The 18,004-nt window shown below is 37.6% G+C and carries 19 protein-coding genes; 10 read left to right on the forward strand and 9 right to left on the reverse strand.

All coding sequences use genetic code 11. The annotated features are described in order from the left end of the window. Window positions 1-8: 8 nt before the first annotated feature. From ACMGDK_RS13020 to ACMGDK_RS13050, 7 genes are all read left to right on the forward strand, one after another. Window positions 9-209 carry a cbb3-type cytochrome oxidase subunit 3 gene (locus ACMGDK_RS13020; protein ID WP_062652071.1) on the forward strand — a complete coding sequence of 67 codons (201 nt, stop codon included), beginning with the start codon at window positions 9-11 and terminating at the stop codon, window positions 207-209. Between the two features lie 10 nt (window positions 210-219). Further along, on the forward strand, window positions 220-1,101 hold the full coding sequence (locus ACMGDK_RS13025; RefSeq protein WP_436808356.1) for a cbb3-type cytochrome c oxidase N-terminal domain-containing protein: 882 nt from the start codon (window positions 220-222) through the stop codon (window positions 1,099-1,101). Window positions 1,102-1,198: 97 nt separating this feature from the next. Next, window positions 1,199-2,653, forward strand: a complete 1,455-nt coding sequence (gene ccoG / locus ACMGDK_RS13030; RefSeq protein WP_436808357.1) for a cytochrome c oxidase accessory protein CcoG — start codon at window positions 1,199-1,201, stop codon at window positions 2,651-2,653. 60 nt (window positions 2,654-2,713) lie between these two features. After that, window positions 2,714-3,166 (forward strand): FixH family protein, encoded by a 453-nt coding sequence (locus tag ACMGDK_RS13035; protein WP_436808358.1) that lies wholly within the window; start codon window positions 2,714-2,716, stop codon window positions 3,164-3,166. After that, entirely contained in the window at window positions 3,157-3,912 is a 756-nt protein-coding gene (locus tag ACMGDK_RS13040; protein ID WP_436808359.1) for a sulfite exporter TauE/SafE family protein, read from the forward strand. Before ACMGDK_RS13035 ends, ACMGDK_RS13040 begins: the two co-directional genes overlap by 10 nt. Window positions 3,913-3,928: 16 nt before the next feature. Next, window positions 3,929-4,669, forward strand: coding sequence for a hypothetical protein (locus ACMGDK_RS13045; protein ID WP_436808360.1), 741 nt, complete (start codon window positions 3,929-3,931; stop codon window positions 4,667-4,669). Between the two features lie 77 nt (window positions 4,670-4,746). Next, window positions 4,747-5,523 carry a hypothetical protein gene (locus ACMGDK_RS13050; RefSeq protein WP_436808361.1) on the forward strand — a complete coding sequence of 259 codons (777 nt, stop codon included), beginning with the start codon at window positions 4,747-4,749 and terminating at the stop codon, window positions 5,521-5,523. 164 nt (window positions 5,524-5,687) lie between these two features. Here ACMGDK_RS13050 and ACMGDK_RS13055 read toward each other — a convergent pair whose 3' ends face one another. Beyond that, complete coding sequence (locus ACMGDK_RS13055) at window positions 5,688-6,152, reverse strand: Lrp/AsnC family transcriptional regulator (RefSeq protein WP_436808362.1); 465 nt, start codon at window positions 6,150-6,152, stop codon at window positions 5,688-5,690. Window positions 6,153-6,302: 150 nt separating this feature from the next. Between ACMGDK_RS13055 and ACMGDK_RS13060 the strand changes: the two genes are divergently transcribed. Continuing rightward, window positions 6,303-7,379, forward strand: coding sequence for a PLP-dependent cysteine synthase family protein (locus ACMGDK_RS13060; RefSeq protein ID WP_436808363.1), 1,077 nt, complete (start codon window positions 6,303-6,305; stop codon window positions 7,377-7,379). A 76-nt stretch (window positions 7,380-7,455) separates the two neighbouring features. On the opposite strand, the gene serS is transcribed toward ACMGDK_RS13060, so the two are convergent. Together serS and ACMGDK_RS13070 are read right to left on the reverse strand one after the other, a co-directional pair. Continuing rightward, entirely contained in the window at window positions 7,456-8,724 is a 1,269-nt protein-coding gene (gene serS, locus ACMGDK_RS13065; protein ID WP_436808364.1) for a serine--tRNA ligase, read from the reverse strand. 66 nt (window positions 8,725-8,790) lie between these two features. Next, window positions 8,791-9,315 (reverse strand): hypothetical protein, encoded by a 525-nt coding sequence (locus tag ACMGDK_RS13070; protein ID WP_436808365.1) that lies wholly within the window; start codon window positions 9,313-9,315, stop codon window positions 8,791-8,793. 75 nt (window positions 9,316-9,390) lie between these two features. On the opposite strand from ACMGDK_RS13070, the gene ACMGDK_RS13075 reads away from it, so the two are divergent. Both ACMGDK_RS13075 and ACMGDK_RS13080 read left to right on the forward strand, forming a co-directional pair. After that, window positions 9,391-10,623, forward strand: coding sequence for an oligosaccharide flippase family protein (locus ACMGDK_RS13075; protein ID WP_436808366.1), 1,233 nt, complete (start codon window positions 9,391-9,393; stop codon window positions 10,621-10,623). After that, window positions 10,610-11,218: an acyltransferase gene (locus ACMGDK_RS13080; RefSeq protein WP_436808367.1), complete on the forward strand. Its 609-nt coding sequence runs from the start codon at window positions 10,610-10,612 to the stop codon at window positions 11,216-11,218. Before ACMGDK_RS13075 ends, ACMGDK_RS13080 begins: the two co-directional genes overlap by 14 nt. 18 nt (window positions 11,219-11,236) lie before the next feature. On the opposite strand, the gene ACMGDK_RS13085 is transcribed toward ACMGDK_RS13080, so the two are convergent. From ACMGDK_RS13085 to ACMGDK_RS13110, 6 genes are all read right to left on the reverse strand, one after another. Next, window positions 11,237-11,725, reverse strand: a complete 489-nt coding sequence (locus ACMGDK_RS13085; protein ID WP_436808368.1) for a hypothetical protein — start codon at window positions 11,723-11,725, stop codon at window positions 11,237-11,239. A 102-nt stretch (window positions 11,726-11,827) separates the two neighbouring features. Continuing rightward, complete coding sequence (locus ACMGDK_RS13090) at window positions 11,828-12,607, reverse strand: (Fe-S)-binding protein (RefSeq protein ID WP_436808369.1); 780 nt, start codon at window positions 12,605-12,607, stop codon at window positions 11,828-11,830. Continuing rightward, on the reverse strand, window positions 12,597-13,220 hold the full coding sequence (locus ACMGDK_RS13095) for a hypothetical protein (RefSeq protein ID WP_436808370.1): 624 nt from the start codon (window positions 13,218-13,220) through the stop codon (window positions 12,597-12,599). Before ACMGDK_RS13095 ends, ACMGDK_RS13090 begins: the two co-directional genes overlap by 11 nt. Before the next feature lie 11 nt (window positions 13,221-13,231). Further along, a complete protein-coding gene (locus ACMGDK_RS13100) occupies window positions 13,232-14,572 on the reverse strand; it encodes a 4Fe-4S dicluster domain-containing protein (protein WP_436808371.1) in 1,341 nt (446 codons plus the stop codon). A 7-nt stretch (window positions 14,573-14,579) separates the two neighbouring features. Continuing rightward, window positions 14,580-15,530, reverse strand: coding sequence for an MlaD family protein (locus ACMGDK_RS13105; RefSeq protein WP_436808372.1), 951 nt, complete (start codon window positions 15,528-15,530; stop codon window positions 14,580-14,582). A gap of 127 nt (window positions 15,531-15,657) precedes the next feature. Continuing rightward, window positions 15,658-17,811 (reverse strand): peptidylprolyl isomerase, encoded by a 2,154-nt coding sequence (locus tag ACMGDK_RS13110; protein WP_436808373.1) that lies wholly within the window; start codon window positions 17,809-17,811, stop codon window positions 15,658-15,660. Window positions 17,812-18,004 lie beyond the last annotated feature (193 nt).

Below are 18,004 nucleotides of genomic sequence, written 5' to 3' on the forward strand. Positions count from 1 at the left end.
AGGTTCACATGATTCCTCAGAACTTTAAAGATATATTATCCAATACAGAAAACGCTGGTCTCTACCAGACGCTGGCTCTGATTTTCTTTATGCTGTTCTTCGTGGCTCTGGTAATCTATGTTTTTAGCAGGCCTAAAAAATATTACAAAGAGGAAGAGGAAGCTCCACTTGGGGATGACGAGGATGACGACTTTAATTTAAAAAATTAAACTATTTATTATGAAACAAAGAACACCTGTTGTTGTAAACATCTTAATAATAACTGGACTTCTAATAGTTTTTTATTATTTGTTTGTACAAAGCTACTCGTTCCTAGCTTCACCTTACTTCTGGGGAACTGTTGTGATCAGTGCTATTTTGGCATATATCCACAGTGCTATTGGAGATTTGATTGAAAATAATAAGTTCAAAAAACTATCTCCGGAAGAAAAAGCAGCTTATCTGGCAGAAAAGAAAGTGCCTTTCTTAAGAAGAATGTACGACAGTGCATTCAAAAAACAGTCTGCTACAGAAGAAAAAGATATTCTTATTGACCACGGTTTCGATGGGATCATGGAATTGGACAACCAGCTTCCGAAATGGTGGGTAGGCTTATTCTATTTTGGGACTGCTTTTTGTATTGTATATATCGCAGCTTATTCCTTCACAGATTTCGCACACCCGTTGAGCGAATACGAGCAGGAATATAAAGAACAGATGGCCAGCATTGCAAAATATGAATCTGAACAACCTCCTGTAACTATAGAAACAGCGAAATACTCTGCAGACAATATACCAGAAGGAAAAGAATTATTCAAAACCAACTGTGCATCTTGTCACAAAGAAGACGGAAGTGGTGGTATTGGTCCAAACCTTACGGACAACTACTGGATCAACCAGCCGGAGAAAACTTTATTTAAAAATGTTTTCCACATGGACTGGAATGGTTCTCCTACTAACCCTTCAATGAGAGCATTCGGTAAGAACGGAGAAGTTTCAGGGGCAGAAATTGAAAAGATTGCAGCGTATGTATATCACATCAATCAGGAACAACCGCCAGTGACGCAGGCTCAGGGAGGAGCAGCTCCTCAGGGAACCGAAGCGCATTGGGAAAAAGAATAATTTTAAAAAAATTAGAAACATATGAAAAAAACATAATTTGTTATTAGATTAAAATAGTAACGAATTATGTTTTTTCTTTTTTAAAACAATATTACAAATGTCAGACATAGAAGAAATAGAAGTACGAGGCGGACAGGGGCAGGTTCTGGATCCTGAAACTTACAGAGATTCTATCGGGACAATGGAGCAATCCGGTAAAAGAAAATGGGTATTTCCGAGAAAACCCAAAGGAAAATACACCAACTATAGAAACATTGTAAGTTATACTTTATTAATTATTTATTTTACAGTGCCATTTCTCAAAATTAATGGCAATCCATTCTTTTTGTTTAATGTTATCGATAGGGAATTTTTCATTTTCGGACAGCCTTTCTATCCACAGGACTTTTTTATCCTTACTTTAGGGGCTATCGCATCCTTAATATTTATCATCATTTTTACGATTGCATTCGGAAGAATTTTCTGCGGGTGGATATGCCCTCAGACAATTTTTATGGAATCTATTTTCCGTAAAATTGAATATCTTATTGAAGGAGACCGAAACAGGCAGATGAAGCTGGACAGACAGGAGTGGAACAGCGAAAAGATATGGAAACGAAGTTTGAAATGGACGATATACGTGATTATCTCCCTGATTATCACCCACTTTATGCTCATGTATATCGTTGGCTATCAGGAGATCTTCAAAATTATATCAGAAGGGCCGTTCGCCCATCCTACCAACTTTATCATAATGATTCTCTTTTCAGCGGCATTTTACTTTGTATTTGCATGGTTCAGAGAACAGGTTTGTACTTTGGTTTGTCCATACGGAAGGCTTCAGGGCGTTTTAATTGATAAGGATACAATTAATGTTTTCTACGACTTTAAAAGAGGAGAAAACAGATCGAAATGGAGAAAAGGCGAAGACCGTAAGGCGGCAGGGAAAGGAGACTGCATCGACTGTCATCAGTGTGTAGTTGTCTGTCCTACAGGAATTGACATCAGGGACGGACAGCAGCTGGAATGTGTGAACTGTACCGCATGTATCGACGCGTGTGATGAAGTAATGGAAAAAGTAGGCCTTCCGAAAGGTCTGATAAGATATGCTTCTGAAAACGAGATCGAGGACCAGACTCAATTCAAATTTACAGGAAGAATGAAAGGTTTTGCAGTGGTTCTTGTTTTATTGGTTGGATTCCTTGGGTTCCTTCTTTACAGCAGAGGAGAAATGGAGGCAAAATTCATTAAGCCGGCAGGAAGCACATTCTTTGTAAGAGACGGTAAGATCACCAATACTTACAATTATACCTTCCTTAACAAAACCAACGATAAGAAGATTGTAACGATAAAAGTTCTGGAGCCGGCTCATGGTGAAATCACTTACAGTGCATCCAGTAAGATCCAGGTAGACAGGGATAAAATCTCGAAAGGAACAATCAATATCAGCTTCCCGGAAAATGATATGAAACTTTCAAAACAAAATATAACCATTGGGGTCTATGATATGAAAGGCAATCTTATAGATTCTTATCAGACGTATTTTGAGGGGCCGTTCAAACTTCAATTTTAATTAAAAAAACCTCTATAATTTAAAGTATGAGGTTCAAACAGATAAAAAAATCCGGAAGAAATGAAAAACTTTAGTTGGGGACACGGTGTAGTCATTGCATTATTTGCATTTATTGCTTTTATATTATCCATGCTTTTTCTTTTCCCGAACGGGCAGAAGAATTCTGAAATGGTAACCGATAATTATTACGAAGAGGAGCTTAAATACCAGGATGTAATTGATGCCAAGAAAAGAGCAGATGATCTGCATGAAAAACCTGTATACAGCCAGGAAAAGAACGGAATCAAAATTACTTTTCCAAAAGAATATAATAATACAAATACTACGGTAAAATTTGTTTTAAACAGAACCGACGACCAGAATTTAGACATAAAAAAATCTGTACAGCTTGATGCCACTCAGTCTTTTTTTATACCGGGACAGGTATTAAAAGCAGGAAATTATACTCTGAGACTGATGTGGACAAAAGACAAAGCAGACTATAGAATGGATTATGATGTGATATGGAACTAGGACTTATTTTATCGGCAATTGCATTAGGATTTGCTTCCGGCTTTCACTGTATCGGAATGTGCGGACCTATTGCTTTATCGATGGGATTGACTAAAAAACAGGCCACCAATTTCTATCTTCAGAATTTAACCTATCAGTTTGGCAGAATTTTTACCTACTCTTTATTGGGTGCGGTTCTGGGAATTGTAGGAGAAGGCTTTGAAATGGCGGGCTTCCAGCAGTATCTTACGATCATTGCGGGAGTTCTTCTGATTATCATGGCTTTGTTTTCGTTTGGCGGAAAAGATTTTGCCTCTAAAATTCCTTTTCTTTCTAAATTTCTCTTTTCAATAAAATCAAATTTAGGGAAACTGCTGCAGAAAGCAGATTACCGATCAAGATTTACAACCGGACTCCTTAACGGCTTTCTTCCATGCGGAATGGTTTACATGGCTCTTACAGCAAGCCTGGCAGCCGGAGGAGTATGGCAGGGAGGCTCATATATGGCTTTATTTGGTCTTGGGACCCTCCCATTCATGTTTGCCGTAGTTCTGGCCGGAAATCTGATGAATCAGGCTTTTAGAGTTAAAATTTTGAAAGCGGTTCCTGTGATTATGATTATTTTGGGAGGATTATTTATTCTGAGAGGCCTTGAACTGGGAATTCCTTATATCTCACCGAGAGCTGAAGCCATGACCATTTCTAAAGATCACAATGGTAACTGCCATATCGAAGGCCACGATCATAGCTCGGCTAACTGTCATTAATAAACTAACTAATTCCATGAAAAATATACTTTTTTTACTCATTGCAACAGCTTTTGTTCTGCAATCGTGTATTATTAACTCTGAAATTATCTACCACAAAGATGCCGCCTCCACTTCTGTAACGGATATCGACATGAGAGAATTCATTTCAGAAATGAAGGCCATGACTCCTGACTCTCTGCAGCAGAAGAAAGAATTTGGAGAGATGGATAAGCTCCCAACGGTGTGGACAAGTTTACTTGATATCCAGAAACAGGATGGAAAGTATGAAACTAAAGACCCAGATTCTATCAGGCTCATGAAAAAGATCTTTATGAAGTCCAATAAAGAGAATAACGAGCCTGCAGGTCTTTCTTTAAAACTGGAATACTTTACGCAGGCAGATTATCAAATGCTGAGCAATTATAATAAAAAGGAAAAACTTCCCTTAGATCAAAATATCTTCAATAATTGGGACGGAAAAACGCTGACCATCAATACAGAAAATTTCAATCTTAAAAATATTGAGGAAACGCTTAAAAGTAAAACTTCAAAAGATGAAGCTGAAAAGGTTGAAGGAATGATCACAATGTTCTTCAAGAGCATAGGAACAAGCCTGAAGTTTGAAAACAAAATAAAATCTATCACCGGAAAGCATGACTGGGTAAAACAGATCGATAATTATACCATTAAAATAAATTATGATCTCAAAACCATGTATGATAAAGAGGCTAAATTTAAAAATTCCGATAAAAAAATTGTGATTGTTACAGAATAAAAGCGGGCTGAAATTTCAGCCCGCTTTTTGGTTGGTATCTGTTTTGTAATACATTAGAAAACAGAAAATTTTTAACAATGACCAAATATATTAAATTATTATGGGCTGTGATTCTTTTTATGGTATTTCAGTCCTGCTCCATCAATACCGAAACTACCTATTATAAAGATGCCGCAACCAGCATGCAATCTAATATCCTGATGGATAAAAGTGTAATGGGCATGATGAGTATGATGGGGCCAGATTCAAAGAAACTGAGCGATCTTGATAAGCTCCCTACCGACTGGACAAGTCTTTATAATGTTCAGAAACACGGAAAAATAACGCTTAATGAAGATTCGGCAAAAGTGCTTAAAAAAGTTTATATGAAAGTGGATAAAGATAAAAACGAGATCGTTGGTCTTTCTCTTAAATATGATAAACTTATGCCTTCGGAAATCACCCAGCTTCTGGCTAGTGACAAACGCCTGAGAAAGATCCCATTACAGGACATTGCAGTCTGGAATGGTAAATCCCTGACCATTAATACTGATAAATTCAATTCTGATGGAATTCTCAAAATGCTGGAAGAGAAAGAATCAGAAGAAAAAACGGTTCCTAAAACCAAAAGCGACTCTATTGAAGCATACGGAAAACAGATGGCTTCCGGAATGGCAGGAATGCTCCGAATGTTTAATCTTACCTTTACCAATACCCTGAAGTTTCAGAAACCGATCAAAAGTATTGAAGGGAAACATGATTTCGTAAAACAGGTTGATAACAAGACTGTTGAGATTATCGTAAGGTCTAATGATCTTGTGGACGGTAAAAACCTCGTGAATAAAGATAAAAAAGTGGTTATTACTACTGAATAAAAAAACCGCTACAGTTGGTATTAGGTTTATACCTCGAAATCATATTACTAAGTTCTTTCCTTATAAATTAAAGCAGGTTTTTGGTAATTAATATCATAATATTTTACTTCTGCGCGAAAATGCTGATAAAAAGATAATATTGTTACATTATAAAGAAAAGAAAATCACTGTTCCAAAGGAAACGCTGTAACGCTCTTAACCTCCGACAGCGCAAAATATGTATGAACAGTATTCACATGAGAAAGTAAGGAGAGTTTATACCGCAGAAAAATATTGTAGGCATCCATATCCTTTGTCACAATGCGAAGCATAAAATCATATGAGCCGGCAATTTGATAGCATTCCATCACTTCAGGAAGCTTAATAATTTCTTTTTCAAATTCTTGAATTACATCAAATGTATGCGCTTTTAAAAATACCTGTGAGAAAGAGATCAGTCCTAAACCTATTTTATGCCGATCTAATAATGCTACCGTTTTTATAATATATCCATTTGTTTTAAGCTTTTTTACGCGCTCGTGTACTGCTGCAATCGATAAGTGCAGCTTCAGTGATAGTTCTTTGTTATTTAATGTGGCATTTTCCTGCAGCAATTGTAATAACTTGACGTCTGTCTGGTCCAATTTCATCTTAAAATTATTTTGAATACCACACTAATTTAGTACATTATCTGTAATATTTCTTGTTTATTACTCATTTTCCATAAAATTTCTTGAATTTTCAGCAACCCGTTGAATAAAAAATGAAATACATATACTTTTGTGCTATAATTAGAACAAATGATATCAACAACTGAAAAAAAAGTATTTACGAAATGCTTATCTCCCGAACTGGACAGCAGATTCAAGTATTTATGGTGCTTAATAGGTAATACGCCAATGCTTGAGCTACAATATATTTATAAAGGTAGGCCTGGGAAAATATATGTAAAATGCGAAAATTATAATCTTACCGGCAGCATCAAAGACCGAATGGCTTTGTATATCTTATATAAGGCTTATATGAATTGTGACATCCGCCCCGAAGATACTATTATTGAAGCCACCAGCGGGAATACAGGAATTTCTTTTTCTGCTATCGGAAAGGCATTGGGACACCATGTAAAGATCATTATGCCCAATTGGCTGAGCAAGGAGCGTATTGATATCATCAAAAGTATGGGCGCAGATATAGAGCTCATATCCAAAGAAGAAGGCGGCTTTTTAGGAAGCATTAAATTGAGCGAAGAGCTGGCTTCCAAAGGAGGTGTATTTTTGCCTCGCCAATTTGAAAATCAATACAACCCGGAAGCTCATGAATTAACAACCGGAAGAGAAATAATACTTCAGCTTGCTTCTAAAGGATTAAAAGTAGATGCATTCGTTGCAGGAGTAGGTACCGGAGGAACAGTCATGGGAATAGGGAAACAATTGAAAAGTCACAACCCAGACGTTAAAATTCATCCTTTGGAACCATTAGAAAGCCCTACGTTAACGACCGGATATAAGATAGGTTCGCATCGTATACAAGGAATCTCAGATGAGTTTATTCCCGCTATCGTTAAATTAGAGGATCTGGATAGTATTATTTGTGCAGCAGATGGAGATTCAATCATTATTGCACAAAAACTGGCCAAGCAGCTGGGGTTAGCCGTTGGGATTTCTTCAGGAGCCAATATCATTGGTGCTATAAAATTAAAAGAAGAGATGGGTGACGATGCTGTTGTGGTAACTTTACTTCCCGATGACAATAAAAAATATTTAAGTACCGATCTGGTTAAGGAAGAGCCTATGAAAAATGAGTATATCTCTAAAGATTTAAGCTTTACAGGTTTTTTACCTATTGCCCGACTTAAAAAACCATTACTAGGCAATTAATATCATAACAAAAATGATACAATAATTCCCTTTCAATTTTTTGAAAGGGAATTATTGTATCATTAGACATATTATTCTAGTTGATCAGATCAAATTTTGCATATTCTGCAATCTTCTTAGGAATTCTGATTCCGTCTTCTGTCTGGTTGTTCTCAAGCAATGCAGCCATGATTCTCGGCAGAGCCATTGCAGAACCGTTTAAGGTATGCACCAGCTGAGATTTTCCTTCTGTTTTAAAACGGCATTTCAGTCGGTTGGCCTGGAATGTTTCAAAATTAGATACAGAGCTTACTTCCAGCCACATTTCCTGCGCCGCACTCCATACTTCAAAATCATAGGTCATCGCTGAAGTGAAGCCCATGTCTCCACCACAAAGTCTTAACACTCTAAACGGCAGTTCAAGATCTGTAAGGATCTCTTTAATATGCTCTACCATTTCTTCCAGGGCAGCATAAGAGTTCTCAGGCTTTTCAAGTCTTACGATTTCCACTTTTTCGAACTGGTGAAGACGGTTCAGGCCTCTTACATGAGCTCCGTAACTTCCTGCTTCTCTTCTGTAACACTGAGAAAAAGCTGTATTTTTAATTGGAAGATCTTTTTCTTCCAACAATACATCACGATAAAGGTTCGTTACAGGAACTTCTGCTGTGGGAATCAGATACAGGTCATCCAGTCCAATGTGGTACATCTGCCCTTCTTTATCAGGAAGCTGTCCCGTTCCGTAACCTGAAGCTTCATTCACAACATGCGGGGGATTGACCTCCATATATCCTTTTTCAACATTCTTATCTAAGAAATACTGAACCAGGGCTCTCTGAAGCCTTGCGCCTTTACCCAGGTAAACAGGGAATCCGGCACCAGCGATCTTCACCCCAAGCTCAAAATCGATCAGGTTATATTTTTTGGCAAGCTCCCAGTGAGGGATCGCTCCTTCGCCAAGCCCTTCCACATCGTGAGACTGGAAAATATTTTCGTTGTCTTCTGCAGACGATCCACTTTTTACTAATTCGAACGGAACATTTGGAATCTGGTATAAAATATCCAGTAAAACTTTTTCTGTTGCATCTAATTGGGACTGCAGTTCTTTGCTCGACTCTTTGAATTGTGCTGTTTTAGATTTTGCAGACTCCGCTTCTTCTTTCTTTCCTTCTTTCATCAAAAGTCCAATTTCTTTGGAAATTTTGTTGATCTCGGAAAGCTGGGAATCTAATTCAAACTGGATTCTTTTCCTTTCGTCGTCGGCAGCAACAGCGTCGTCTACCAACCCAAGATTCTTGAATTGTCTTTTTTTAAGACCTTCTAAAACGCGTTCTTTATTGTCGCGCAAAAAATTGACTTGTAACATTTTATTTAGATGTTAAATATTAGATGTTAACTTAAAATACTAAGCTAACAGTTTTGCAAATTTAAATTATTTTATGATAGTAATAGTATTTATAGCATTGGGTGCATCTGCATCCTTTGTAAATACAACCTCATTGTTGTAAAGAACCTCAGAAACCTGGAATACCGACGGTGTCCAGCGGTATTTGATCTCCATTGAATCAATAGTGGTTATCACCACATTGTTTTCTGTTCTGCTCAATGCGAATGCCAATTTGGAATGATAGGTTCTGTTATCAGGACTTAATGAGTCCAATGTTCTTCTTTTTGCACCCCGTAGATACTCAAAGTAATATATAGAATCTGTAGTCACTTTAAGAGGTACAGATACCGGAGCCACATCCGTAACACCAAAGGCATCATTTACCGCATAGGAAGAATAGGAACCTGTCTTTTTTGCGTTCAGCAAATCCTGGCCGGCGCTGTTTTTTATATAGATATTCAGAATCTGATCAATTCTCTGTAAAGAATCGTCATCGCTGCCGCACGAAACCGTTAAAAACAGAATGGCTATAAATTTAAGTATTAAAATATGATTCAGCTTGAATTTCATTTTCCATTAATTTTCAATAATCTTTTTTACTTATGCAAATGTATAATTATATATTTGTTCTCGTAATATTTTACCATGTTTTTAAATAAACTCAAAAGATTAAACAGCAGCAATATCACCACCATATTTAAGGGAAACTTTATTTCCAAGTTTGTTTTGGTGATCGGGGGGCTTTTGCTGGCAAAATATTACGGATCTTCGGAGTACGGCATCTTCAGTATTTATCTGAGCATAATGAGCATATTTACTGTGGTATTAAGCCTTGCACAGGAACATATGATCATGCTTGAAGGGAATGAGCAGGATGTGAGTAATAATTTCAGCGCGGCGGGTATAGTTTCAGCAGCAGTAATGTTCCTGGCTTTCCTGTTGGTATTTATTCCTTTTGACATTCCGAAAAACATTTTATTTCTTGGAATCTTCACAGGCTTCATTTATTTATTTACGAATAATGCGAAGTTTCTGCTTGCCAAGAAGAAGCATTTCAAACTGGTTTCTGTATTAACGATCGTAGATTCTTTGGTAAGCTTTCTTTTTCAGGTATTATTTGTATTTATTAAGATTGAAAACGGGCTTGTAATAGGGAGTTTTATTGGATATATTGCCGCTTTTCTTGTTGCCATCTATTATTCAAGGAAATATTTCATGAAACCTGATGTGAAGCGTTATATTGCCAATGCTAAGAAAAGACCGGAGCTTTTTAAATATTCTTATCCTTCTACACTGATCAATGCCTTAGGAAACAATATTATGCCCATCCTGATCTCGCTTTATTTTGCTGATTCGCTGTTGGGAGAATATTCTTTGGCTGTAAAAATAATGTCCGTTCCTCTTCTTTTGATTTCTTCATCTATTGCTACGGTCTACTATCCAAGAGCTGCAGAAATTAAAAATAAAGGTAAAAGCAGAAGTGAACTATTTGCATATACAAGAAAGATGAGTCTGATGAATTTTTACATCATTTTCGCACTTTATATTCTTATTAATTTGGTTGGTGTTCCCATTCTTAAAATGTTCTTCAATAAAAACTGGGAACATCTTGGGCTTTTTATTTTCCTAATGTCCTTCGGATTTCTGACCCGAAGTCTTATCAACCCTATTTCAGATATTTTAACGATCTTAAAACGCAACAATGTTGCATTGGTGTTTAATATTTATCTTTTCCTAGCCAATATTGCTGCCATTTACATCGGAAAGGAAATGGGAATTAGTTATCTGGTAGGGATTTTTTCAGGATTTTTGTTTATCGGCTATGGATTTTTGTATTTTTACATCATGCTTATTTTGAAGAAAAATGAATCCGATTAAAAAATTTATTGAATATCAAATCTTCCATAGAATTAATAATTTTTTCTATCCTGAATATTACCGCCAAAAGTATGACTACCTGCTTCCTCACGTGCTTTTTTTCACTTATCTAATACCACAAAAAATATTGAGAATTAACGGGAAAGTACCTTGGCCTGTACATTTTACTTCGGAAATCAGAGGTTATCAGAATATTAAAAAGGGAATTTTGTGTGATCCGGGAGATAATCCCAATATTTATATTCAGGCGAATAATGGCATCATTATCGGAAGCAATGTAGGCTTCGGAGCAGGAACTTCACTGATATCTGCTAACCACAACCACAACGATCACAGTATTCATGATGAATGCGGTCCTATCATTATCGGAAATAATGTTTTTGTAGGAACCAATTCGGTAATTCTTCCCGGCGTACAAATTGGTGACAATGTCGTCATTGGAGCAGGCTCTATCGTGTCAAAAAATATTCCTTCCAATTCTATTGCGGTAGGGAATCCCTGTAAAGTCATCAAACAAAAAGAACCTTATATTGAAGATTTTACAAAGACTATTTTCAACAGAAAACTGCCTGAAGACTTCAATCTAAAGTTCTGATTTTCTTTTATTTTACCTTTAAACAATACCTGCAGCCCAGCTTTTTTCCAATGGCAGTAAAAAGTGGCTCAAAAAGTCCAGGTATGTGTTTTTAGAGAAGTCAAAAATCTGAATGTCTTTCGGCAGTTCACCCCTTCTCAGCTGAGATTTAAAATCCTGAAGTTTCAATGTCTTTACTTGTCCGTCCTGTACAAAGCTGGCCTTCATTCTGTCGAAAAGCCCAAGCTGATATTCTTCATCTATTTCGCGCATGATCTTCCCTAAGGCATCAATACTGCAGCCTGAAGCCATTTCTTTCTCTTCATCCACACATACCACAATAAACTGATTTTTTTCAATCTTAAAAGATGAAGAAAGTGGTTTTCCGTGTGCCGCCCAGGACGCAAGGAAGTCAAAAAGTTTTTCAGTGATAGCTTTAGCCTCTTTAGTTTCAAGAGGCCTTGATGCCGGATATATAATAACTCTGTAGTCGTTGGTTTCTACTATGCTGGATTCTTCAATTTTCATATCCTGTCAATTTTAAAGTATAAAATTAAGAAATATTCCTGAGTTTATGATAAAGAAAAACCCAGGCATGAGCCTGAGTTTTCACTATCTTATATGTAATTTTTACAGATCTTCAGCTTCTGCAAGAAGTTCTACAATATCTTTTACAGCTACTTCTGTATTTTTATTAAAATGCTTTACACCGTCTGTCATCATCGTGTTACAGAAAGGACATCCTGTAGCAATAACTTTTGGTTCGAAAGACAATGCTTCTTCTGTTCTTTCGATATTGATGTCTTTATTCCCTTTTTCAGGTTCTTTGAACATCTGCGCGCCTCCTGCTCCACAACACAGACCGTTGGTCTTGCAGCGTTTCATTTCCACAAGTTCTGCATCCAGCTTTTCTAGCAGGATTCTTGGAGCCTCATACTCATTATTAGCTCTTCCAAGATAGCAGGGATCATGGAATGTAATCTTTTTTCCTTTAAAAGCACCTCCCTCTATCTTCAGCCTTCCTTCTTCCATTAATGTTTTAAGGAATTGGGTATGGTGAACTACTTCATAGTAACCTCCCAAGCCTGGATATTCATTTTTCAGGGTATTAAAGCAGTGAGGGCATGCCGTCACAATCTTTTTTACTTCATAGGCATTCAGAACCTCTATATTGGTAAGGGCCATCATCTGGAAAACAAATTCGTTTCCTGCTCTTTTTGCAGGATCCCCGGTACAGCTTTCTTCCGGTCCCAGAACTGCAAATTCAACTCCTATTTTGTTTAATATCTTGCAAAATGCTTTTGTAATTTTTTTGGCGCGGTCGTCAAAACTTCCGGCACATCCAACCCAAAATAAAACTTCCGGGGACTTTCCTTCGGCAGCATATTCTGCCATTGTTTTAATTTGCATTTTCTTTTTGTTTAATTAATAAATCAGCGTAGTATTCCTTTGCCTTTTTCATTACTTCTACCGGAACTACAGATACATACAGCGGATTGGCTTCATCATAGTTCAGATATTTCCATGTATTTCCTGTACCCTTGTCGTTCAGAGCAATGATCATGGCCTGCTTACTCATTTCCAGAGAGCTGTCATCTAAGAATTTGGCATCCATCCCCTGAACTGCCATCATGCTGATCACAGTTTTCTTTTTACTTTCATCAAACTTCTCTTTTAAAAAAGTCATTTTCATCTTCATCGGATAAGTCGTAAAGGCATATTTTGTATTTTCCTTTGTGGTGAAAATATCAGAGACATTAAAAGTATTTTTATTGGGATCCAGGATCTCTATTTTGAATTCATCGTTTCCTTCAAGCAGCATTTTGAAAGTTCTGGTCATGGTCTGCCTGTCTACTTTTTCAAAAATTCCGGGATGTGTAAGATCCAGCATTCCGTCATAGTCTCTTTTCTGAAACATGGACATGAATGACTGTGAATCTTCAAGGATTTTTTTCTGATCAGCATTCTGAGCTAATACAAGACCTGAAAACAGGATAACAAACGCAAAAAATAGTCTTTTCATCTTTTCAGAGTTTAGTCATTAGCCCAATTCAGACGGTCTGCCTGGTTATACTGCCAAGGTGCGGCATTATTTTCTACATTCGTCATCATCAGATTGAGTTCCTGAGGTGCAGCAGACTGCTCCATGACAAGGAATCTCCTCATTTCGAAAATAATAGAAAGCGGATCCAGCAACACCGGACATGCTTCTGTACAAGCGTTACAAGTAGTACACGCCCAAAGTTCTTCTTTTGTGATGTAATCATTCAGAAGCTTCTTGCCGTCGTCTTCGAATTTTCCGTTTTTGTCTATATTTCTACCTACTTCTTCCAGCCTGTCTCTTGTTTTCATAAGAATCAGTCTCGGCGAAAGTTTTTTACCCGTGATATTGGCAGGACATACAGAGGTACATCTTCCACATTCTGTACAGGAATAGGCATTAAGCAACTGTACCTGGTCAAGATCAAATATATCTTCTGCCCCAAATTTAGACGGAGCATCTGCTGTTTCTCCTTCAGCCGGTGCAGCATACGGATCTGCGTTAGGATCCATCATTAGTTTGATCTCCTTGGTTACAGAATCCAGGTTATTGAATTTTCCTTTTTTATCAAGGTTAGCAAACCATGTGCTTGGGAAAGCTAAAATAATATGAAGATGTTTTGAATAATAAAGATAATTCATGAAGAAAAGAATCCCCACAAAATGGAACCACCATGCGCTTCTTTCAACAAAAACCAAGAAACCATTATCAAAACTGAATACTTCCAGGATTGGAACAAAAAGCATCTGGCTAATCGGGAAAGAACCTGTATGATGAAAACCTTCTGCATTTCTAGCCTGTAAAACAGATTCTGAAGCATTCATGCTGAAGAAAGCTACCATTAGAGCAAACTCAATGATTAAGATCCAGTTGGCATCATTTTTAGGCCAGCCAAAAAGTTCTTTCATATTAAGTCTTTTAACTCCATAGAAATTTCTTCTGATAAAGAAAACAACAACTCCAATTATGACTAAAAGAGCTAGTATTTCTAATGTTGCTGTAAAGAAGCTGTAGAAACTATCTCCAAAAATGGAAGCCAAAAACCGGTGAGTTCCAAAGATTCCGTCAACAATAATTTCTATCAATTCAATGTTGATAATAACAAACCCGACATATACAAAAAGGTGGAGAATACCGGCTACAGGACGTTTTACCATTTTGCTCTGGCCCATTGCCACTCGGGCCATGGTTTCCCAGCGCTCGGCTTTCCTGTCGCTTCTGTTGATCTCTCTTCCTAATCTGATATTTCTGTAAATCTTTTGCAGGCTTTTGGCAAACAGCCCGAATCCCGCCACTAATAAGATCAGAAAAATGATGTTATCGATGTACTGCATAAGGTGATTAGTCTTTATTGTTCTTACCGAAAACCGAGAAATTGATGTATCTCTTAGGGTTTGCTTTCATATCTTCAATCAATGAATTCAGGTTAGTGGAGGCAGAGTTCAGATTATTATACAACTGTTCATCCTTCATTAACTTTCCTAAGCTTCCCTGTCCGTTGTCAACTCCAGCTATTACCTGGTTGAGTTTTCCTACAGTAGCATCTAGATTGGCAATTGTTGCATTCAGTTTTTTAGTATCAATGCTTTCTGCAAGGTTACCGTATTTATCTAATGTCACCTTCCCGCTCTGCATGGTAAGGCTTGCGTCATCAAGTACTTTCTGAAGTTTAGGATCATTGTTTCCTACAAGGGTATTTACACTTCCCGCAGTAGTTTGTAGAGCACCTACCGTTTTATTAAGATTGGCAAGCAGGGCTCTGATCTCTTCTCTGTTTTGTGCATTAACCACCTGGTTTGCATTCGCCATCAAAGAGTCTACTCTGTACAGAACAGTCTGTAACTGGTCTTTAACAGGACCTACCTGAGAAGAAAGACTTCCCAAAGTTCCCAGTTTGAAAGTACCCTGTAATGTATCTCCATCTTTTGCAGTTTGTCCTCCGTACATAAGATTCACTCTCATTTCTTTTCCTGACATCAGGCCTGGTTCAAAGATTTCAAGGGTTGAATTTTTGGAAAACTCGAAGTTGTCATCTACTGTAATTTTTACGACAAAACTAATCTTTCCATCTTTTGCCGTTCTAGGGATGATCTTATCGACCTGACCTACTTTCAGACCATTAATGGAAACCGCGGATGACTGTGCCAGCCCTTCCACATTATCGTATTTTGCGTAAAATATATTATCGGTAGTAAAAAGACTTCTGCCTTTCATGAATTGAAACAACAACACAAAGCCTACAATAGCTAAAAGTGCAATCACACCAGCTTTTAATTCTTTACTGAACTTCACTTGCTAATTTTTTTCTAATGAGCAAATATAACACATTTTTAATTAATCTTTTTCTTTATTGTTCTGCGTTAAATACAAAAAAGCGGCAGGATTTCCTGCCGCTTTTATATCTGTAAAAGTTAATTTCTTACTGTTGCTGATTTCCCAGCTTGTTCCAGATTTCAATTCTGTAATCTTCGATATCTGCATTATCCTGAAGACTCTTCATCCAAGCCTGTCCGAACATACCTGCATTTCTCTGGGTAATAGATTCTGTAAACTGCTTAAGGTCACCCGGCTGCTTGTTTACTGTTTCTGATTTTTTGACCAATACATAAACTCCCGTTCCTCCTTCGATAGGGTTAGAAAGTTTACCTTTCGCAACACCGAAGGCTGCACCTGCAACTTTAGGCTCCATAGCACCTGCTACTGACGGATTAAGCATATTAACCTGAGCTGCTTGTTTTGTTGAACCAAACAGCTTTGCAATCTGATCTAAGCTTGAAGCTTTAGCTCCGGCAATTTTATCAGAGATCTGTTTAGCTGCCAATTTATTTTTAACGATTACTTCAATCTGATCTCTTACAGATTCAGGATCTGCAAGGCCTGCCTCCTGTTTTCCGTTAAGGTATGCTACAATTTTATCTCCTGTACCTTCTACAGTAAAGAATTCTGTATCTCCCTTAGCTCTTTTCTTATCGAAGGCCCAAGCCAAGATTTCTCCGTCTTTATCCGTACCAAGACCCTGAAGCTGTCCGTCAAATCTTTTGGCTGCTTTAGGATTGGAGAACTGATAGTTTCCTTTTTTAGCAATATTCACGAAATCGTTGAAAGATTTCCCCTGAACCTGCTGAATGAATCTTCTAGCTTTTTTATCAGATTCAGCTTCTGTAGCATCTGAAGGTTTCACTTCTTTTACAAGGTTAGCTACTTTATAGCTCATTGCCCCTGCTTTTTTATCTTCAATATTGATGATATGATATCCGAACTGTGTTTCTACAACGCCTGTAGCTCCTTTAGGATTATTAGCTAAATAAGTAAGGAATTCTGGAACAAAAGGAGTTTCCGGGGTAGTCCATCCTAAGCTTCCTCCCTGTGCCGCAGAGTTTGGATCGTTAGACATTTTGATAAATTCTGTGAATTTAGCAGGCGTTGCTTTCACAATAGCTCCGATAGAGTCTGCCAATTTCTTAGCCTGCTCCTTAGATCTTGTTACCCCTTCTCCTGCAGGGCTTCCTTTGAAAGCGATAAGGATATGTCTCGACAATGTAGAATCTGAAGTCTTTTTATCCAAAAGTTTCGAAGCCACATAGAAGTTCTGCTCTTTGTAAGGTCCGAACGTCTGTCCGATAGCCGCAGTCGCAATCTGCCCCTGGATAGCCTGAGGCAATTGGGCAGGCGCTGCATACTGATTATTAAAAGGCATATCAGAGTTAGCCATTACGAACATTGAGTCGTTCTTTGTATTCTGGAAGTTCTCTGTTCCTCCGCTCGCATCAGTACCTCCTGAGAAAAGTTTATTGATTTCCTTCTGAGCCGCTGCATCATCTGCCGGACTAGGTTTAGAAGGGAAATAAACAATTCCGATGTTTCTGCTAGGCTCAGCTTTAAACATTACAGGGTGCTGCTTGATATAGTTTTCAAGGTCTGCCGTAGTAACGTTGATTTTTGTTTTCTGAAGGTACGCAGCATAGTCGATCTTTACAAAATCGATGTCAGCCAGCTGGTCTCTCTGCTTCATAATCTCTTCAGCTTCTTTTTTACCAGTAGTAATTCCTGCAGAAATATTAGTAAACACCTGTCTTGCCATCAACCTGTATTCTACAGTTTTTCTGGTTTTCAGCCACTGGTTGTAGCCTTCAGGGTTGGTGTTTTTTAATGTTTCAATCTCTTTTTTAAGCTCTTGAGTTTTAAAATTACCTTTCTCATCAAAGAACTGTTGATTTTGGGCGAACATCTGATCGTACTGGATTTGATTCCAGAAGTAATCATCAGTCATTTCAAAGCCCAATTTCTCAAACTGCTGCTTGATAAGTTTAGATTGTACAAGTAACTGCCAAGCCTGCTCTTCAAGTCCCGTTTTTGGACGGCCCTGTTGCTCAGCCTGCTGCTGCAGTACGAAAAGCTGATCATTGAACTCTTCGCGGGTGACTTTCTCACCGTTTACTTTTCCTAAAACATCAGGATTTTTTCCAAAAACCTTGTCGATACTGTCGGGGTTTACCAGAAACGCTAAAAGCGCCAATGCAATCACTCCCATCAAAAGCCAAGGCTTACTCCTAATCTGTCCTAAAATTGCCATTTTATATATTATAGTTTTTTATCAGTTTGCGAAAATACACATTTTTAAGAAATTAGAGAAGCAGAACTCCTTTATTTTAATTTTTAAAATGAAAGATTATTAAAAAAAGGAAATTTTGACCATATTTTTTAGCAAAAAACAAATGGCATAGGTATTGTGCAATTTAGAGAACTATAATACGCTGCACGTTTTC

This window comes from Chryseobacterium hilariae (assembly GCF_051400735.1).
Lineage (GTDB): Bacteria > Bacteroidota > Bacteroidia > Flavobacteriales > Weeksellaceae > Chryseobacterium.